Origin of the sequence: uncultured Friedmanniella sp. (assembly GCF_964244285.1) — a bacterium.
In the GTDB taxonomy this organism is placed as follows: domain Bacteria; phylum Actinomycetota; class Actinomycetes; order Propionibacteriales; family Propionibacteriaceae; genus Microlunatus.
On the sequence record NZ_CAXTHT010000003.1, the window covers coordinates 504,028 to 521,914 of the forward strand.

Consider the following 17,887-nt stretch of genomic DNA (forward strand, 5'->3'; position numbering starts at 1 on the left):
GAGCCGCCCGGACTTCGTGGCGGCGAACGGCGGCGATGGGCTGAGGCATGGCGGTGGTGGGACGGTGGCGTGCGACGTACGCGCCTGGCGACTGGCTCGTGCTCTGCGGTCCGAGCTCGCTGGTCGTGATCGAGCCCCCCGGTGCCGGCTGGACCCCGCTGGCCGCGGAGCTGTGGCAGGAGGTGCTCGGCTCGGTCTCCCTGGCGGACCTCGCGGCACGGCTCGCCGGCTACGGCCTGGACACCATGCCGAGCTTCGGGGCCCTGTTCTGGACGTCCGAGGGCATGCGCTCTCTCGTCCGCGGGTCCGTCCGGCTGGTGGACCCGGCAACCGACCGCCTGCTGGCCAGCGGCGAGGGCATCCAGACCTGGTCCGAGGTGGGGCTGACGGGGCTGACCCGCGTCCGGATCGACACCGCCGGAAGCCAATCCGACCGGTGGGAACCCGACCGGGAGGACGCTGACCGGGAGCACGCTGAGGTCGACGTGCTGAGGCTGCCGGTGGTCGTCGGGGCCGTCCGGGCCTCCTCGGTCGTGCTGGACGCCTCGCCCGACGTCGTCCCCGACTCCCCGCAGACCGAGGGGCTCGAGCCGGTCGAGGTGGCCCCGTCCGTCGGGGAGCCGGAGACCACCGAGGCGATGAGTGCGGAGGAGCTCGATCTCGGCACCTCACGGACCGAGCCGGAGCCGACCGTCTCGCTGGCCGACCTGGAGAACGCCGACACCCGGCTGGTGGCGTTGCCGGCCTCGCTGCCCCCGGCCCCGACGTCCCTGGCCCCGACGGCGCCACACCCCCCGGCTGCCGCGTCCACCCCGACGGTCCTCGCCGTCCTATGCCCGTACGGGCACCCGAACCCGCCCGAGAGCAAGCGGTGCACCGACTGCGGTGTCCGGGTCATCGACGCCGAACCGCGTCGGGTGGCCCAGCCCGCGCTGGCCACGTTGCGCGTCACCGACGGCACCCAGGCGGTGCTGGACCGGGTGGTGCTTGTCGGACGCGCCCCCAGCGAGCGTGGCGAGCTGCCCGCCCGGTTGCTGACGGTGCCGAGCCCGGCGCACGACATCAGCCGGACCCACCTCGAGATCGCTCCGGACGGCTGGCGGGTGCTGGTCAAGGACCTCAACTCCACCAACGGGACGGTGCTGGTGGGCCCCGACGGCGCGAGCCGCCGCCCGCTCCCGCCCGGGCAGGCGGTACCTGTGGCGCTGGGCAGCATCCTCGAGCTCGCTGAGGGGGTCTCGGTGCTGCTCGACCTGCCGCAGTAGGTTTGCGCAAAGTCCCACGCTCGACAACCAGAGGAGCAGGACATGACGAGCACCCAGGCGCGAACGCCTGACCGGACGACCGGTCTGCCTCCGGGCGTGATCGTCGGTCCGCTGGGACGACGCTTCGTGGCCCACCTGATCGACGGGATCGTCCCCACGGTCATCAGCCTGGTCGCGTTCGGGCTGCCCGGGGGCGACGCGTCCTCCACCGCAGCCACGACCGTCGGCGTGGTGCTGATCGCCGTCTGGGCTCTGGTCGTGTGGTGGATGTTCGCCACCCGTGCCGCCGGTCCCGGGATGCGGCTGCTGAAGCTGCAGCTGGTCGGCTTCACCGACGGTCGGCCGATCGGCTGGGGCCGGTTCCTGCTGCGGGCCGTGGTGCTCAACCTGCTCAGCGCCACCGGGCTCGGACTGCTGCTGATGCTGGTCTTCCTGCTGCGGCACCCGCGGCACCAGGGCTGGCACGATCTCGCCGCGGGTTCGGTGGTGATCCGGGCGCGAGCGCTCGCACCTCGGACGGCCCAGCCGCCGAACAGGCCGGCCGCCGCCCAGGTCCGCCCCGCCGCCTCTCCCGCCCCGTCGACCGCTGACGCTGCCCCGGTCCAGCCGGTCCCTGTTGAGCCTGCCCCGGTTCAGCCCGCTCCGGTTCAGCCCGCTTACGTTCAGCCCGCTCCGGTTCAGCCTGCTCCGGTTCAGCCCGCTCCCGTCCAGCCCGCCCGCATCCAGCGGCCCCGGGTCGAGCCTGCGCCGGTCGAGCCCGTCACGGTCGCGGTCGGCGCGCCGACGTGGGTGGCCGAGCTCGAGGACGGACGCGAGCTGGCGGTCACCGGCCTGGTGCTGCTGGGCCGCAACCCGCAGCCGCGGCCGGGTGAGGAGGGGGCTGAGCTGATCAAGCTCTCCGACGAGAGCCGGACGGTCTCCAAGTCCCACCTCGCGCTCGACGTCGACGAGCACGGGCTCTTCGTGGTGGACCGTGACTCGACGAACGGCTCCACCTTCACCACCGCCGCCGGGGAGGCGTTCCGCTGCGTCCCCGGCCAGGTCACCTACGTCGGCGAAGGCTCGGTCATCTCCATTGGTGACCATCGCTTGACCGTCCGGCTGGCCGCGGACGAGACCAACGGGGAGCAGCGCCGGCCGCGATAGTGTCGCGGGCATGCTCCTCTCCGACCGCGACATCCGGGCCGGGATCGAGTCGGGCCGGATCGGCCTCGACCCGTACTCGCCCGAGCTGGTGCAGCCGTCGAGCATCGACGTGCGGCTCGACCGGTACTTCCGGGTGTTCGAGAACCACCGTTACCCCCACATCGATCCCGCCGAGGAGCAGAGCGAGCTGACCCGCGCGGTGGAACCTGTCGAGGGCGAGCCGTTCATCCTGCATCCCGGGGAGTTCGCCCTGGGCTCGATCTATGAGGTCGTCACCCTGCCCGACGACCTCGCGGCCCGGGTGGAGGGCAAGTCCTCCCTCGGCCGGCTCGGGCTGCTCACCCACGCCACCGCCGGCTTCATCGACCCGGGCTTCTCCGGCCACGTGACCCTCGAGCTGTCCAACGTGGCCACCTTGCCGATCAAGCTGTGGCCCGGGATGAAGATCGGCCAGTTCTGCTTCTTCCGCCTCACCTCGGCCGCCGAGCTGCCGTACGGCTCAGCCGCCTACGGTTCCCGCTACCAGAACCAGCGCGGCCCCACCCCGAGCCGCTCGCACCTCAACTTCCAGCGCTTCTGACCCGCGCGGCGGGAGCGCCCCACCGCGCTTCCGATCCGCCGCTGCCTCATCCCCCAGCGCGGAGATGCCTCCGTCACTTCACAGGCCCAGGGTCCGCATCACACCCGTTCGCACGGCTGTGATGTGACCCGGAGGGGTGTGGAGTGACGGTCGGGCCTCGGACCGGGGCGCGGGCGCGGACGCCGTAGGGGCGCGGACGCCGGCAGGGGAGGGTCAGCCGCGGTGGACCGACTCCAGCAGCAGCTGGGCGACGTCGAGGACCTCGACCGACTCGGGTGCGGCGCCGTCGGCCTGCAGGCCGGTCAGCCCGTCGCTGAGCATCACCCGGCAGAAGGGGCAGCCGGTGGCGATGGCGGCGGGCTCCGCGCCGGCCCCGGCCAGCTGCAGCGTCTTCACCGCCTCCTCGGTCCGGTTCACGTTGATCCGGGTGCCGATCTTCTCCTCCATCCACATCCGCGCGCCGCCCGCGCCACAGCAGAAGGAGGTCTTGCCGTGCCGCGGCATCTCGGCCACCGTGGCGCCTGGGATCGAAGCGAGCAGGTCGCGGGGCGGGTCGTACACCTGGTTGTGCCGGCCGAGGTAGCAGGGGTCGTGATAGGTGATGGTGCGGCCGCCGACCGAGCCCACCGGCGGGGCGACCGGGGTCAGCCGGCCGTCGCGGACCAGCCGGTTCAATAGCTGGGTGTGGTGCACGACCTCGGCCTCGACGCCGAGCTGGGGGTACTCGTTCTTCAGCGTGTTCAGGCAGTGGGCGCAGGTGGTGACGATCTTGGTGGCGTGCGCCTCCTTGAGGGTCTCCGCGTTCTCCATCGCCAGCTGCTGGAAGACGAACTCGTTGCCGGCGCGCCGGGCCGGGTCTCCGGTGCAGGTCTCGCCGTTGCCCAGCACCGCGTAGCTGACCCCGGCGGTGTTCAGCAGCTCCGCGACCGCGCGCGTCGTCTTCTTCGCCCGGTCCTCGTACGCCCCGGCGCAGCCCACCCAGAACAGGTACTCGACCGACGTGAGGTCCTCGACGTCCTCGCCCACCACGGGCACCTCGAACGGCAGGTCCTTGGCCCAGTCCATCCGACCGCGCGGGGAGGCGCTCCACGGGTTGCCCTTGGTCTCGAGACCCTTGAACAGCCCGTTCAGCTCCTTGGGGAAGTCGGAGTCCATCAGCACCTGGTAGCGGCGCAGGTCGAGGATGTGGTCGACGTGCTCGATGTCGACCGGGCACTGCTGCACGCAGGCGCCGCAGCTGGTGCACGACCACAGCACGTCCGGGTCGATCACGCCGGCGACCCCGGAGTCGCTGACCTGGATCGGTCCGACGAGTGGCCGCTCCGCCTCGGCCAGGGTCGCCGCCGCCAGCGAGGCACGCGCCTCCTCGGCGGCCTGCAGGTACGGCGCCTTGGCGTAGGCGTGCTCGCGCAGGTCCATCACCACGAGCTTCGGCGACAGCGGCTTGCCGGTGTGCCAGGCGGGGCACTGGGACTGGCAGCGACCGCACTCGGTGCACGAGGTGAAGTCGAGCAGGCCCTTCCAGGTGAAGTCCTCGACCTTGCCCACGCCGAGCGAGGCGTTCTCGTCCAGGTCCTCGATCTCGGCGAAGTCCAGCGGGGCACCGTCGACCACGATCGGTGCCAGCGCGCCCAGCGCGGGGCGGCCGTCGGCCCGGCGCTTGAACCAGATGTTGGGCCACGCGGTGAACCGGTGCCAGGCCACGCCCATCGTCGTGTTGAGCCCGATCACCACGAACCAGGCCATCGAGATGACGATCTTGAGCGCCGCCACCAGCACCACCGCGGTCTCGAGGCTGCCCGCTGCCGTTCCGCTCCGCAGCAGGAACCAGCTCAGCGGGAAGTGCCAGCGGCTCGTCCCGTCGGTCGATGACCCGGCCCCGAGCAGGTGGTACTCGAGAGCCCGGATGGTCAGGACGCAGACCACGATGCCGAGGATGGTGAGCTCGACGTAGATCCCCATCCAGCCCCGGGAGCCGAAGAAGCGCGACGCCCGACCACGCGTCCGGGAGCGGATCCGCAGCCCCATCAGGACCAGGATGGCGACCAGTCCGGCCCAGGCGATCAGCTCGCTGGCCCACTCGTAGACCACCCAGTGACCGATCACGGGCAGGGCGAAGCGGGGCTGGAAGAGCTGGCCGTAGGCCGTGATCAGGGTGAAGAAGAGCGCGCCGAACGCCACGAAGACGAACCAGTGCGCGGCGCCCACCAGCGTCCACTGCAGCATCCGGGTGTGGCCGAGCGTCTCGGTCAGCATGTGCCGCCAGCGGTCCCCGGGCTGGTCGCGTCGGCCGACGACCGGCCGTCCCAGCCTGACGACCCCGACGATGCTCGCCACCGCGCGGGCGAAGAGGGCCACGCCGAGCACGGAGACGGCCAGGGCGACGACGATCGCGACGATCTCCACGTGCGGTGCTCCTCTGCTGGCTACTGGTGAGTAACTTACCGGCCCCGCCAACAGGCGCCGACGGAGCGACACCACAGGGGGGAGGCGCGCCGGAGTGAGACCCAGGAATTGTCGGTGGCGGCCGTTAGGGTCGATTTCAGTCCTCAGCAGGTCGGGGAAGAGTCGTCGTACCGAGAGGTGAGTGGGTCGTCGTGATCGAGTTCGAGTCCGTCGGAAAGACCTTCCGCGACGGCACCGCGGCCGTCGTCGACCTCAGCCTGACCGTCCCGTCCGACCAGATCACGGTCATCGTCGGCCCGTCCGGTTGCGGTAAGACGACGACGCTGCGGATGCTCAACCGGATGATCGAGCCCACCTCGGGCAAGATCACCTGGGACGGATCGCCGCTGCGGTCGCGGCGCAAGACCACGTTGCGCCGCCAGATGGGTTACGTCATCCAGAGCGGCGGCCTCTTTCCGCACCGCACCGTGATCGACAACATCGGCACCGTCCCCGGCCTCCTCGGCTGGTCGAAGGCCAAGATCTCGGCCCGGTCGCTGGAGCTGCTGGACAGCGTCGGTCTGGACCGCCGGCTGGCCGACCGCTATCCCGCGCAGCTCTCCGGCGGTCAGCAGCAGCGGGTGGGCGTGGCCCGCGCCCTGGCGGCCGACCCGAAGGTGCTGCTGATGGACGAGCCGTTCTCGGCGGTCGACCCGGTCGTCCGCAGCGAGCTGCACGAGTTCTTCCTCAACCTGCAGCGCGAGATCAGCAAGACGATCATCCTGATCACCCACGACATCGATGAGGCGGTCAAGCTGGGCGACCAGGTCGCCATCCTGCGGGTCGGCGGGCACCTGGCCCAGGTCGGGACGCCTCAGCAGCTCCTGGAAGAGCCGGCGGACGCGTTCGTCGAGGGCTTCGTCGGCCGGGACCGCGGCTACCGGTCGCTGTCCTTCCTGCCCGCCGCCGGGCTGAGCCTGGACAGCGTGCAGGTGGTGCGCGACCCCGCCTCGGCGAGGAGGGACGAGCCGACGCTCGTGGTCGACGGCGACGCCCGGCCCACCGGCTGGGTCGACGCCACCGCGGCCGGCGGGGTGCTGCCCCTGGGCGCCACCTTCGACGTCGACGAAGGCAACGTCCGCAGCGCGCTGGACGCCGCCCTGACCTCGCCGTTCGGCCTCGCCGTCGGGGTCACCGCGCGCGGCGGCCGGTACGCCGGGGTCGTGACCGCCGCGACGATCCTGGCTGCGGTCCACGGCACTCGCGCGGCGTCGCCGGCGGCCGAACCGGAGCAGCACGGCTACCGCGACCACGCGTACGCCGAGCTGGGCGATGAGAGCGGCGACGAGATCGACGCGTCCGTGCTCGGGCCCGGCAGCGGCGAGCCGGCGCTCTACCGAGCTACCGCGGACGCCCGCTCGTGAACTGGGACTGGCTGCAGCGCAACGCCGGCACCATCGGCTCGCTGCTGGGCCAGCACGCGGTGCTGGCGGTGGTGCCCGTCCTGGTGGCGCTGGCGGTCTCGCTGCCGCTCGGCTTCCTGGTGTTCCGCTCGGGCCGGGCGGCGAACGCGGTCCTGGCCGTGCTCGGCGTGATCTACTCCATCCCCTCGCTTGCCCTCTTCGTGGCCCTGCCGCTGCTGCTGGGGACCAAGATCCTGAACCCGGTCAACGTCGCCGTCGCCCTGACCATCTACTCGGTGGCCCTGCTGGTCCGCAGCGTGGTGGACGGGCTCCGCTCGGTGCCGGAGAGCGTCCTTCAGTCCGCCGAGGCGGTCGGCTTCGGCTGGTTCCGGCGACTGGTGCGGGTGGAGCTGCCGCTGGCCATGCCCGTGGTCTTCGCCGGCCTGCGGGTGGTCACCGTTTCCAACATCGCGCTGGTCACCGTGGCTGTGCTCGTGGCCAGCGGCGGTCTCGGCCAGCTCTTCCTCCGCGGCTACCACAGCATCTTCTACACCCCGCTGGTCGCTGGCCTGGTGCTCACCGTGCTGCTGGCCCTGGTGGCCGACGCGGTGATCCTGCTGGTGCAGCGGGGGACGCTGCCCTGGGCCCGGGCGCGGCGCGCATGAACGTCTTCGGCTACCTGACCGACGGGGGCAACTGGCCCGGTCCGGACGGGATCCTGCACCTCCTGCTGCAGCACCTGGCCTACACCGCCGCCGCGGTCGTGCTGGCGGCCGTAGTCGCCATCCCCCTGGGCATCCTGATCGGGCACACCCGGCGGGGCGGGGTCTTCGTGATCGGGCTGAGCAACGCCGCCCGCGCCATCCCCTCCCTCGGACTGCTCTTCCTGGCGGTGATGCTGCTGGGCACGGGCGCGGGGAACATCGTGGTCGTGCTGGCGATCCTGGCGCTGCCCGCCATCCTGACCGCGGTCGCGGCCGGGGTGGCTGGCGCCGACCGCGAGGCGGTGCACGCAGCCCGGGCCCTGGGGATGACCGAGGCCCAGGTGGTCCGCCAGGTGGAGTGGCCGTTGGCGCTGCCGCTGGCGGTCTCCGGCCTGCGCAGCGCCACCCTGCAGGTGGTCGCCACCGCCACGGTCGCCGCGTTCGCCTCGGGCGGCGGGCTCGGCCAGCTGCTCACCAGCGGCCAGGCGCAGAGCGACTACCCGAAGATGTTCGCCGGTGCGCTCATGATCGCCGCGCTGGCCATCGTGCTCGACCTGCTGCTCGGCGGTCTCGGCTGGTTCGCCGCCCGTCGGGCCCGGCCGAGGAGCCGGACGGCCGCAGGTTCGCTGACGGTGGCTCCTGCCTAGACGGGGTGCCGCGGTGGCGGTGCTCGGGCTTGTCTCGCTGCTGTTGACCGCCTGCGGTGCCAGTACGGCCGACCCGCTGGGCCCGTCCTCGTCCGCCGGTTCCGGTGCGGCCGGGGACGGCAAGGCGATCGTCGTCGGATCGGCCGCCTTCACCGAGTCGAACGTCGTCGCCGAGCTCTACGCGCAGGCGCTGACCGCCAAGGGGGTGCCGGCCTCCACCAAGCCGAACATCGGCTCGCGCGAGGTCTACCTCAAGGCGCTCGGCGACGGCTCGATCTCCGTCGTCCCCGAGTACACCGGCAACCTGCTGCTCCACTACGACAAGGACGCCACCGCGACCACCGCTGCCGAGGTGGAGGAGGCGCTGCCCAGGGCGCTGCCGTCGGACTTGACGCTCGGGACGCCCTCGAAGGCGGTTGACCAGGACGTCTACGTCGTCACCAAGCAGTTCTCCCAGCAGCACGGGGTCACCTCGCTGGCCGACTTGAAGAAGGTACCCGGCGGCGTCGTCCTCGGCGGTCCGTCCGAGCTCGAGACGCGCGCGTACGGGCCCGAGGGCCTGGAGCAGATCTACGGCGTGAAGCTCAAGCAGTTCAAGCCCTACGACTCCTCGGCCGTCCGCTCCCGCGACCTCGACGACGGCAAGATCCAGCTCGGGGAGTTCGTCAGCACCGAGGCCGTCATCCCCGACCACGGCTACGTCGTCCTCAGCGACCCGCAGGCGATGATCCTGCCGCAGAACGTGGTGCCGCTGATGCGCTCGGAGGTCGCGAGCAACGCCACCGTGACCTCGACGCTGGACGCGGTGCAGAGCGCGATCACCACGGAGGAGCTGACCGCCCTCGACCAGCGGGTGGACGTCGACAAGGACGACGCGAACCAGGTGGCGGGGGAATGGCTGACGAGCAAGGGCCTGGCCTGACGCCACCCCGCAGCGGTCAGCCGAGCTCGACGGAGCTGGACAGCTGCGGCCTGATCTGCAGCTTGCGTCCGGTGCCGGCGCGGAACAGCTCGAGCGCGTCGCCGTAGTCCTCGAGGGCGAAAGCGTGGCTGACCATCGGCTTGGTGTCGAGCGCGCCGGCGGTGAACATCTCCACCGCCCGGGCGTAGGAGTTGAGCACCGCCATCGAGCCGACGACGGTCAGCTCGTCGTTGTAGACCCGGAACGGGGAGAAGGTGGCCTTGGCGTCGGTGGGCGCGACCCCGAACTGCTGGAACGTGCCGCCGCGGCGGACCCGGGTCAGGCCGTCCTCGATGGCGGCGACCACGCCGGTGCAGTCGATCACCACGTCCCAACCGCCCCGGCGCTGGACGTCGTCGGCCGAGGTGGCGACCAGCTCGACGCCCACGTCCTGGGCTGCCTCCAGCCGGGTCGGGTTGCGGTCCACCACGGCGACACTGGCCGCACCGGCTCGCGGAGCCAGCTGCGCCATCATCAGGCCCATGGTCCCCGCGCCGTAGACCAGGTAGTGCTCGCCCATCCGGCGCGGCAGGAGGTCGTAGCCGCGGATGGCGCAGGAGAGTGGCTCGATCATCGCGGCCAGGTCGAGGTCGACGTCGTCGCTCAGGTGGTGGACGTTCTTGACCGGGGCGACCTGGAAGTCGGCCACCGAGCCGTTGGTCCGGGCGACGCCGGAACCGTTCCAGCGCAGGCACAGGTTCGCGTGCCCGTCGGCGCAGAAGCTGCACTCGCCGCAGGTCAGCGTCGGGTCCACCGACACGCGGTCACCGGGGGCGAACTCGGTCACGGCGTCGCCGACCGACTCGACCACGCCGGAGGTCTCGTGCCCGGGCACGATCGGGAAGACCGTCGGCTCGAACTCGCCCTCGAGCACGTGCAGGTCCGTGCCGCAGATCCCGACGGCCTGGACCCGGACCAGCACCTCCCGCGGCCCGGGAACCGGGTCGGGCACCTCCTGCAGCGAGAAGGAACCGGGCCCGGCGAAGACGATGGCGCGCATGGATCAAGTTCTACCGTGGTGCGGGGACGTACGCTGACTCCCTCGGGGCCGAGTCGAGGAGGAGCGCGATGTCGCGCTGGAAGCACTGGGCCGTCATCACGGCCACCACCACCGCCCTGGGGGCCTCGGCCGTCGTCGCCGGACCCGCCGCCACGAGTACGGCCGTCGACCCGGCGTATGACTACACGACCGTGGTCAGCGGCCTGGCCATCCCGTGGGACGTCACCTGGGTGGGCACGACGATGCTCTACGACCAGCGCGCGGGCGGTCTCTACGCCCAGCCCCGCGGCGGTCGGGCGCACCGGCTGACGGCCAAGGTGCCCACCCCGTACGCCCAGAGCGAGGGCGGCCTGCTGGGGATGGTGGCCGATCCGAAGGCGGCCACGAACCGGGTCTTCTACACCTGCCAGACGGTCAAGAAGAACAAGGACGTCGAGGTCCTCCGCTGGCGGTTGGGGGCCGACGCCCGCTCGGCCGCCCTGATCGGCAAGCCGCTGATCAAGGGCATCCCGCTGAGCAGCGGCCGGCACAGTGGCTGCCGGCTGCGCTTCAGCCCGAAGGGCATGCTCTACGTCGGCACCGGGGACGCGGCCCAGACCAAGAACCCGCAGAGCCTCTCCTCCCTCGGCGGCAAGGTGCTGCGGATCCACCCGGACGGCCGCCTCGCCAAGACCAACCCCTTCTACCGATCCGGCGGCAAGGCCCGCTACATCTGGAACTTCGGCCACCGCAACGTGCAGGGGCTGGCGATCCGGCCGGGCACGGGCCGGATGTACAGCGCCGAGCAGGGCACCGATCGCGACGACGAGGTGAACCTGGTCCTGGGGGGCAAGAACTACGGCTGGCAGCCCGGGCCCGGCTACAACGAGAACCGGCCGATGACGGACCGGAAGAGGTTCCCCCACGCGGTCCGCGCCGTCTGGTCCTCCGGCAAGCCCACGAAGGCCACCAGCGGGATCACGTTCCTGAGCGGCTCCGGCTGGCAGGACTGGGACGGTGCGCTCGCCGTCGGCCAGCTCAAGGCCACCGGCATCCGGCTGCTCTTCCTCAGCAAGGCCGGGAACGTGACCGGTACCGAGGTCGTGCCCGGCAGCGAGGCCTTCGGCCGGATCCGTACGGTTCAGCAGGGCCCCGACGGCGCGCTCTACTTCACCACCTCCAACAGCACCGGCAAGCAGCACGTCGACAAGATCGTGCGGGTGACGCTGCGGTAGCGGCTCACTCCTCGGGCGGGGTGGCCCGGCCGTCGCGCTCGTCGCGGTCGGCCCACTCGAGCAGGGTGTCCAGCGGGTAGGCGTGCTGGTCGAGGTCGGCGTGCAGGTCGCCGAGCTCGGTGAAGCGCGCCGGCATGGTGGCGATGGTGAAGTCCTGCGGCTCGGCGTCGTCGATCTCGTCCCAGCGCACGGGGGCGGAGACGAGGCCCAACGGGGTACCCCGGACCGAGTAGGCGCTGGCGATGGTGTGGTCGCGGGCGTTCTGGTTGAAGTCCACGAAGATCGTCGCGGGATCGCGGTCCTTGCGCCACCAGGTGAGGTCCACCAGCCCGCTGCTGCGCCGTTCCACCTCGCGGGCGAAGGCCAGCGCGGCCCGGCGGACGTCGCCGAAGCCGTGGTCGGGCGGGATCCGGACGTAGATGTGCAGCCCCTTGCCGCCAGAGGTCTTCGGGAAGCCGACGGCGCCGAGCTCGTCCAGCACCTCGCGGACGATCTCCGCGACCTGCCGGACCTCGCCGTAGCCGGCCTCCGGCATCGGGTCGAGGTCGATCCGCCACTCATCAGGGCACTCGGTGTCCTCGCTCCGGGAGTTCCAGGGATGGAACTCCACCGTGGACATCTGAACCGCCCAGATCACGTCGGCCGGGTGGGCGACGCACAGCTCGTCGGCGTGCCGGTGGTAGCGCGGGAAGTGCACCCGCACCGTCTCGACCCAGGGCGGCGCCCCGGACGGCAGTCGCTTCTGGTGCACCTTCGCCCCGTCCACCCCGTCCGGGAAGCGGTGCAGCATGCACGGCCGGTGGTAGAGCGCGTTGACGATGCCGGGGGCGACGGCCAGGTAGTAGCGGGCCAGGTCCAGCTTGGTCTCACCGCGGGCCGAGAAGTAGACCCGCTGCGGGTTGCTGATCGAGACCGTCCGGCCCTCGACCTCCAGCTCGAACCGCTCGGCCGCCATGGGGGGAGGCTACCGTCAGGCTCAACGGCGGTGGGCCATCAGCTGGCGGAGGGCGAGGAACCGGACCAGGGTCGAGACCCCGTTGGCGATCACGAGCACCGCGACCTCGACGGCGCGACCCGGGTCGCCGTGGCTGTGCAGCAGCCAGAGGGCACCACTGGTCAGGCCGAGGCCGACGCCGAAGGCGATCAGCCCGCCGGCGTGGTGCCGCAGCGCACCGTCGCTGCCGCGGAGTCCGAAGGTCAGCCGCCGGTTGGCGGCGGTGTTGGCGACGGCGGTGACCACCAGGGCGATCAGGTTCGCCGCCTGGGCGCCGGTCACCTCGCGCAGGGCGAGGTAGAGCACGAAGTAGGCCAGGGTGCTCAGCACGCCCACGCCGCCGAAGCGGACCAGCTGGCCGAGCATCCCGCGCGGCACGCCCGGCACGGTCGAGGGCACCTCGCTGTCGCGGCCCAGCTCGGTCCGGACGCGGGCCACGGGGATCCGGCCGCCGGCGAAGCCCTTGAGCAGCCGGGCCACCCCGCGCAGGTCCTCCTTCGCGGTGGCCACGATGTCGACGGTGCTGTCCGGGTCGTCCACCCAGTCGACCGGCACCTCGTGGATGCGGAGCCCGGACCGCTGGGCGAGCACCAGCAGCTCGGTGTCGAAGAACCAGTTGTTGTCCTCGACCATCGGCAGCAGGTCGACCGCCACGTCGGCCCGGATCGCCTTGAAGCCGCACTGGGCGTCGGAGAAGGTGGCCGCCAACGCGCTGCGCAGGATCAGGTTGTAGCTGCGGGAGATGAACTCCCGCTTCGGTCCGCGGACGACCTTGGCCGAGCGGGCCAGCCGGCTACCGATGGCGATGTCGGAGTGGCCCGAGATCAGCGGCGCCACCAGGGGCAGCAGGGCGCGCAGGTCCGTGGACAGGTCCACGTCCATGTAGGCCAGGACGGGCGCGCTGGAACCGGCCCAGACCGCCTTGAGGGCGCGGCCACGTCCCTTCTCGGCCAGATGCACCGCCCGGACGCGGGGCAGCTCCGCGGCCAGTCGCTGCGCCTGCGCCCAGGTGCCGTCGGTGCTCGCGTTGTCGGCGATGGTGACGCAGTAGCTGTAGGGGAAGTGGTCCCCGAGGAACTCCGTCAGCCGGGTCACCGAGGGGCCGAGGTCGACCTCCTCGTTGTAGACGGGGATGACGATGTCGACCACGGCGTCCACGTCGACGGAGTAGGCGGTGCTCAGGTGCTGGTGGGGCTCGACGGTGGGCCGCTCGAGGGCGTGTGCGGAGGTCATATCGGGTCGCTTCCGGTTTCGGTCAGGCATCGGGGGTGGTGAAGGGTTCAGTGGGAGGCGGTCAGGTCGTAGACCTCGACGCCGCCGACGGTGGTCGCGGTGAACTGGGAGGCGACCCAGCTCGCGATCTCCGACGACGCGCCGTTGCCGCCGCCCGGCCCGGCCCGGTTGCCGCCGCTGACGTAGTAGTGGATCTCACCCGAAGCGACGTAGCTCTGGAACTGGGCCAGCGTCGGGCTGGGGTCGCTGCCGGTGAAGCCACCGATGGCCATCACCGGGAGCTCGGTGGCCAGCTGGTAGGACGCGGCCCCCTGCGAGCCCGTCGTGGCCGCGGCCCAGCGGTAGGAGTGCGCGTCGGTGGTCAGCAGGTCACGCAGCTCGGTGCTGACCGTGGCGCCACCGCCGCCGCCACCGCCGCCGCCGCCGAAGCCGCCCCCGAAGCCGCCGCCCTGCTGGGTGCCGCCGGGCTGGGCCTGGCCCCCGCCGGGAGCCTGACCGCCGCCGGGAGAGCCTCCGGCACGCTCGCGGTCGCCGAACCGACCGTTGCCCTGGCTGCGGGCGCCGGTCCCGCCGAACCCGCCGCCGGAGATCGGACCGGCCGTGACGATCCCGCCGCTGTGCGGGGTGGCGGCGGTGTCGAGGGCGAACGCCACCGGTCCGGTCCCGGCGCCGACGATCGCCAGCGCCAGCACGACCTTGGCCAGGACCCGCGGCAGCCGGTGGCTGAGCAGCAGCCCGGCCGTGGCGACCGCGCCGACCAGGAGCACCGGCCAACGAAGGGTGTCGTAGACCCCCGTCGCGCGGCCCAGCAGCACGACCGCCCAGGCGGTGGTCACCGCCATGGTGACGGCCAGGCCGATCCGGGCGGTCCAGCTCGACCGACGGGCCCAGAGCACCGACCCCCCGACGGCGACCACGGCGGCGACCGCCGGCGCGAGGGCCACGGTGTAGTAGTCGTGGTACGTGCCCTGCATGAACGAGAAGGTCAGCGCGGTGACGACCAGCCAGCCGGCCCAGACCACCAGGGCAGCGCGGACGGGGTCGGTGCGGGGCAGTCGACCGCCCAGCAGCAGGCCGACAACGGCGAGCAGCAGGGCCGCCGGCAGCAGCCAGCCGATCATCCCGCCGGCGACGCCGTCGAAGAGCCGGGTGACGCTCGGGCTGCCGAACATGCCGCCCTGGTTGCCGGCCGAGGTGCCGAGCACGGTGCTCGCGTCGCGACCGAGGATGCGACCGAGGCCGTTGTAGCCGATCACCAGGTCGAGGATGGAGTCGTTGGTCGAGCCGCCGACGTAGGGGCGCATCGACGCGGGCACCAGCTCGACGATCGCCACCCACCAGCCGAGGGAGACCAGGAGCGCACCGAAGGCCCCGAGCAGGTGCAGGATCCGCCTGCCCAACGAGACGGGGGCGGCGAGGGCGTGGACCAGCACGAAGGCCGGCAGCACCAGGAAGGCCTGCAGCATCTTGGTCAGGAAGGCGAAGCCGATCAGCACCCCGGCGAGCGCCAGCCAGCGGCCGCTCGCCTTCTCGGTAGCCCGCAGCACCACGTAGGTGGCCACGGTCAGCAGGAAGACCAGCAGGGCGTCGGGGTTGTTGAAGCGGAACATCAGCGTCGCGACGGGGGTGACGGCGAGCATCGCCCCGGCCACGATCCCGGCCGTGTGGCCACTGGTGCGGCGGACGGAGGCGTAGAGGACGCCGACGGTCGCCACCCCGAGCAGGGCCTGGGGGGCGAGGATGCTCCAGGCGTTCAGCCCGAAGATCCGGACCGACAGCGCCATCAGCCAGAGCGAGGCGGGCGGCTTGTCCACGGTGATCGCGTTGCCGGCGTCGAGCGAGCCGTAGAAGAACGCCTTCCAGCTCTGCGAACCGGCCTGGACGGCGGCGGAGTAGAAGGAGTTGGCGTAGCCGGAAGCCGAGAGGTCCCACAGGTAGAGCACGGCGGTGCCCACCAGCAGCAGGGCCAGCGCGAGTCGACGCCCCCCGGTGCTGCCGGTCCGGGCGGGGCCCAGAGCCGTGGCCCCCGGACGCGAGGACCCGGCCGCGACCGGCCCCGCGCCGGGGGGCAGGGGCGTCACGGCGTAGGGGTCCGGCGCATGCAGGGTCGGGCTCGACATGGGCCCAGCCTCGGTGCGCCGACTGTGGGGTGCGTCGGGCGAACCTGTGCCGCGACTGTGACTGCGGTGACGATCAGGAGTCAGCGCAGACGAGGGTCGGCCCCGCGGCTAGCGGGACCCGAGCCAGGTGAGCACGGCCAGCACCCGACGGTTGTCGGCGCCAAGGTCGGGCAGGTCCATCTTGGCGAAGATGTTCGAGATGTGCTTCTCGACGGCACCGGCGCTGACCACCAGCCGGGCGGCGATCGCAGCGTTGCTGCGCCCCTCCGCCATCAGCGCCAGCACCTCGCGCTCCCGCGGGGTCAGCCGGGCCAGCGGGTCGGCGCGTCGGGCGACGAGCAGCTGGGCCACCACCTCCGGGTCGAGCACGGTGCCGCCGGAGGAGATGGTCCGCAGCGCGTCGACCAGGGCGTCGAGCGAGGTCACCCGGTCCTTGAGCAGGTAGCCGACGCGACCACGGCCATCGGCCAGCAGCACGTCGGCGTAGGAGAGCTCGATGTAGGCCGACAGCATCAGGACGGCCAGCTCCGGGTACGCCGCCCGGGCCTCGACGGCAGCCCGCAGGCCGTCGTCGGTCATCTGGGGCGGCATCCGGATGTCCACCACGGCGACGTCGGGCTGGTGCTCGGCGATCGCCGGCAGCAGCGCGGGCGCGTCAGCCACGGCGGCGACCACCGTGCAGCCGGCCTCGGTCAGCAGCCGGACCAGGCCCTCCCGCAGCAGCACGGAGTCATCCGCCACCACCACCTTGAGCCGGTCGAGGGGACGCACGGGGTCAGCCTGCCAGTCGGCGGCGGGCTGCGTCCCGGACGCGGTCAACGGGTCTGCGGAAGCGTCGCCGTCAGCTGCGTGGGGCCGCCGGCCGGTGAGGAGACGGTGAGCGTGCCGTCCACGCCGGCGAGCCGGTCGACGAGACCGGCGAGGCCGTGGCCCTTGGCGGTCGAGGCGCCCCCGACCCCGTCGTCGGTCACGTTGACCACGGCCAGAGCCCCGATGCTCTGCACCTCGACGCCGGCTCTCCGGGCGCCGCTGTGCTTCTCGACGTTGGTCAGCGCCTCGGCCACCACGAAGTAGGCCGCGTTCAGGGCGGCCGCCGACAGCCGGACCGGTTGCACATCGACCGCCGTCGGGACCGTGCCCCGGGCTGCGAGGGCCCGGACGGCCGGCCCCAGACCCTGCTCGGCCAGGATCGGCGGCGCGATGCCGCGGGAGAGCCCGCGGATCTCGGCCAGGGCCTCCTGCGACTGGGCCAACGCCTCGTCCAGCAGCGCCCGGGCCCGTTGCGGGTCGTCGTCGAGGCGGCGCTGGGCGGCCGAGATGTCCATCCCCAGCCGGACCAGCCGCTGCTGGGGACCGTCGTGCAGGTCGCGCTCGAGCCGTCGCAGGGTGTGCACCTCGGCGTCCCCGGCGGCCGTCCGGCTCTGGCTCAGGTCGTCGACCTGCTGCCGCAGCGCCGACGTCTCGTCCACGGCGAGGCCCTGGGCGATGGCGGTGTGCAACCGGACGAGCCCGCGCAGCACCAGGGGGGTGGTGGCCAGCAGGACGACCCCGAGCACGGTGTTGACGGTGAGGTCGGCGAGGTGGCTCGGGAAGCCCAGCAGGTAGGGCAGGCCCTGGTTGTCCGCCGGCAGCCAGCGGCTCCAGAACCAGTAGGTGATGCCGCCCAGCCCGCCGGCCACCCAGCTGACCGCGACCGAGAAGCTGAACACCGACACCGGGAACGTGACCAGGACGTAGAGCAGGTCCCGCCACGACTGCGCGTGGCCCAGCCGCCGCAGCCGACTCCGACGACCTGGTCCGGGTGCCGGGTAGCGGGTCGGCGGCAGGTCGGCGCCGGCGGACCCCAGCAGCAGCCGGCTCATCCGTGTGGCCCAGCCGGCCACCACGAGGGCGGCGACCAGAAGGAACAGCCCGAAGACCAGGACGGCCAGGCCGAGGCCGAGGCTGGCGAGGGTGACGCAGACGACGAACGCCGTCAGTGAGACCGCGAACAGCCCGACGAGGACGGCGAAGTCCCGTCCGACGTCCCGCAGCACAGCGACCACCGGGTCATTGTCGCGGTCCGGACGCGGGGAGAGGGTGGTCGGCGCGTCGTAGAGGTCGCGGAGGTCGCGGGGCAGCTCGTCGGTCAGGACGCGCTCGGGCTCGGTGCTGGTCATGGCTCCCACGCTGCCGGACCGGGCAGGCCCCGCACCATCCCGCTGCCCGGCCGAGCTGTCCGGGGGAAAGCCCCAC

Annotated in this window: 15 protein-coding genes; 8 read left to right on the forward strand and 7 right to left on the reverse strand. The window is 72.3% G+C overall.

Going from position 1 to position 17,887, the window contains the following annotated elements:
- Nucleotides 1–47 precede the first annotated feature (47 nt).
- The 3 genes from ACFE7W_RS10460 to dcd are packed head-to-tail and all read left to right on the forward strand — an operon-like array spanning nt 48 to nt 2,991.
- Nucleotides 48–1,265 (forward strand): FHA domain-containing protein, encoded by a 1,218-nt coding sequence (locus ACFE7W_RS10460; RefSeq protein ID WP_375424703.1) that lies wholly within the window; start codon nt 48–50, stop codon nt 1,263–1,265.
- A 42-nt stretch (nt 1,266–1,307) separates the two neighbouring features.
- Complete coding sequence (locus tag ACFE7W_RS10465) at nt 1,308–2,411, forward strand: RDD family protein (protein ID WP_375424704.1); 1,104 nt, start codon at nt 1,308–1,310, stop codon at nt 2,409–2,411.
- Between the two features lie 10 nt (nt 2,412–2,421).
- Complete coding sequence (dcd, locus tag ACFE7W_RS10470; RefSeq protein WP_375424705.1) at nt 2,422–2,991, forward strand: dCTP deaminase; 570 nt, start codon at nt 2,422–2,424, stop codon at nt 2,989–2,991.
- Nucleotides 2,992–3,204: 213 nt separating this feature from the next.
- Here dcd and ACFE7W_RS10475 read toward each other — a convergent pair whose 3' ends face one another.
- Nucleotides 3,205–5,397 carry a (Fe-S)-binding protein gene (locus ACFE7W_RS10475; RefSeq protein ID WP_375424706.1) on the reverse strand — a complete coding sequence of 731 codons (2,193 nt, stop codon included), beginning with the start codon at nt 5,395–5,397 and terminating at the stop codon, nt 3,205–3,207.
- Between the two features lie 191 nt (nt 5,398–5,588).
- Between ACFE7W_RS10475 and ACFE7W_RS10480 the strand changes: the two genes are divergently transcribed.
- The 4 genes from ACFE7W_RS10480 to ACFE7W_RS10495 are packed head-to-tail and all read left to right on the forward strand — an operon-like array spanning nt 5,589 to nt 9,052.
- The gene (locus tag ACFE7W_RS10480; protein ID WP_375424707.1) at nt 5,589–6,800 is read left to right on the forward strand and encodes an ABC transporter ATP-binding protein; all 1,212 of its coding nucleotides are present in this window, start codon (nt 5,589–5,591) and stop codon (nt 6,798–6,800) included.
- Nucleotides 6,797–7,444, forward strand: a complete 648-nt coding sequence (locus tag ACFE7W_RS10485; RefSeq protein ID WP_375424708.1) for an ABC transporter permease — start codon at nt 6,797–6,799, stop codon at nt 7,442–7,444. Before ACFE7W_RS10480 ends, ACFE7W_RS10485 begins: the two co-directional genes overlap by 4 nt.
- Nucleotides 7,441–8,130 carry an ABC transporter permease gene (locus ACFE7W_RS10490; RefSeq protein WP_375424709.1) on the forward strand — a complete coding sequence of 230 codons (690 nt, stop codon included), beginning with the start codon at nt 7,441–7,443 and terminating at the stop codon, nt 8,128–8,130. The genes ACFE7W_RS10485 and ACFE7W_RS10490 overlap by 4 nt, the downstream gene beginning before the upstream one ends.
- Nucleotides 8,131–8,143: 13 nt before the next feature.
- The gene (locus tag ACFE7W_RS10495) at nt 8,144–9,052 is read left to right on the forward strand and encodes an ABC transporter substrate-binding protein (protein WP_375424710.1); all 909 of its coding nucleotides are present in this window, start codon (nt 8,144–8,146) and stop codon (nt 9,050–9,052) included.
- Nucleotides 9,053–9,068: 16 nt separating this feature from the next.
- Here the strand turns inward: ACFE7W_RS10495 and ACFE7W_RS10500 are convergent, their stop codons facing one another.
- Nucleotides 9,069–10,091, reverse strand: a complete 1,023-nt coding sequence (locus tag ACFE7W_RS10500) for a zinc-dependent alcohol dehydrogenase family protein (RefSeq protein ID WP_375424711.1) — start codon at nt 10,089–10,091, stop codon at nt 9,069–9,071.
- 68 nt (nt 10,092–10,159) lie between these two features.
- Between ACFE7W_RS10500 and ACFE7W_RS10505 the strand changes: the two genes are divergently transcribed.
- Nucleotides 10,160–11,305 carry a PQQ-dependent sugar dehydrogenase gene (locus ACFE7W_RS10505; RefSeq protein ID WP_375424712.1) on the forward strand — a complete coding sequence of 382 codons (1,146 nt, stop codon included), beginning with the start codon at nt 10,160–10,162 and terminating at the stop codon, nt 11,303–11,305.
- Between the two features lie 4 nt (nt 11,306–11,309).
- On the opposite strand, the gene ACFE7W_RS10510 is transcribed toward ACFE7W_RS10505, so the two are convergent.
- From ACFE7W_RS10510 to ACFE7W_RS10530, 5 genes are all read right to left on the reverse strand, one after another.
- Nucleotides 11,310–12,260 carry a DNA polymerase domain-containing protein gene (locus ACFE7W_RS10510; RefSeq protein ID WP_375424713.1) on the reverse strand — a complete coding sequence of 317 codons (951 nt, stop codon included), beginning with the start codon at nt 12,258–12,260 and terminating at the stop codon, nt 11,310–11,312.
- Between the two features lie 21 nt (nt 12,261–12,281).
- A complete protein-coding gene (locus ACFE7W_RS10515) occupies nt 12,282–13,532 on the reverse strand; it encodes a glycosyltransferase (protein WP_375424714.1) in 1,251 nt (416 codons plus the stop codon).
- Between the two features lie 47 nt (nt 13,533–13,579).
- Nucleotides 13,580–15,652, reverse strand: a complete 2,073-nt coding sequence (locus tag ACFE7W_RS10520) for a glycosyltransferase family 39 protein (RefSeq protein ID WP_375424715.1) — start codon at nt 15,650–15,652, stop codon at nt 13,580–13,582.
- A 108-nt stretch (nt 15,653–15,760) separates the two neighbouring features.
- Nucleotides 15,761–16,423: a response regulator gene (locus ACFE7W_RS10525; RefSeq protein ID WP_375424716.1), complete on the reverse strand. Its 663-nt coding sequence runs from the start codon at nt 16,421–16,423 to the stop codon at nt 15,761–15,763.
- Nucleotides 16,424–16,467: 44 nt separating this feature from the next.
- Complete coding sequence (locus tag ACFE7W_RS10530; RefSeq protein WP_375424717.1) at nt 16,468–17,811, reverse strand: sensor histidine kinase; 1,344 nt, start codon at nt 17,809–17,811, stop codon at nt 16,468–16,470.
- Nucleotides 17,812–17,887 lie beyond the last annotated feature (76 nt).

Excerpts from the sequence above, each read along its gene's own strand:
- ACFE7W_RS10460 (WP_375424703.1), top strand. The coding sequence starts at position 48 with ATGGCGGTGGTGGGACGGTGGCGTGCGACGTACGCGCCTGGCGACTGG.
- ACFE7W_RS10465 (WP_375424704.1), top strand. The coding sequence starts at position 1,308 with ATGACGAGCACCCAGGCGCGAACGCCTGACCGGACGACCGGTCTGCCT.
- ACFE7W_RS10500 (WP_375424711.1), bottom strand. The coding sequence starts at position 10,091 with ATGCGCGCCATCGTCTTCGCCGGGCCCGGTTCCTTCTCGCTGCAGGAG.
- ACFE7W_RS10515 (WP_375424714.1), bottom strand. The coding sequence starts at position 13,532 with ATGACCTCCGCACACGCCCTCGAGCGGCCCACCGTCGAGCCCCACCAG.
- ACFE7W_RS10520 (WP_375424715.1), bottom strand. The coding sequence starts at position 15,652 with ATGTCGAGCCCGACCCTGCATGCGCCGGACCCCTACGCCGTGACGCCC.
- dcd (WP_375424705.1), top strand. The coding sequence starts at position 2,422 with ATGCTCCTCTCCGACCGCGACATCCGGGCCGGGATCGAGTCGGGCCGG.
- ACFE7W_RS10505 (WP_375424712.1), top strand. The coding sequence starts at position 10,160 with ATGTCGCGCTGGAAGCACTGGGCCGTCATCACGGCCACCACCACCGCC.
- ACFE7W_RS10530 (WP_375424717.1), bottom strand. The coding sequence starts at position 17,811 with ATGACCAGCACCGAGCCCGAGCGCGTCCTGACCGACGAGCTGCCCCGC.
- ACFE7W_RS10490 (WP_375424709.1), top strand. The coding sequence starts at position 7,441 with ATGAACGTCTTCGGCTACCTGACCGACGGGGGCAACTGGCCCGGTCCG.
- ACFE7W_RS10510 (WP_375424713.1), bottom strand. The coding sequence starts at position 12,260 with ATGGCGGCCGAGCGGTTCGAGCTGGAGGTCGAGGGCCGGACGGTCTCG.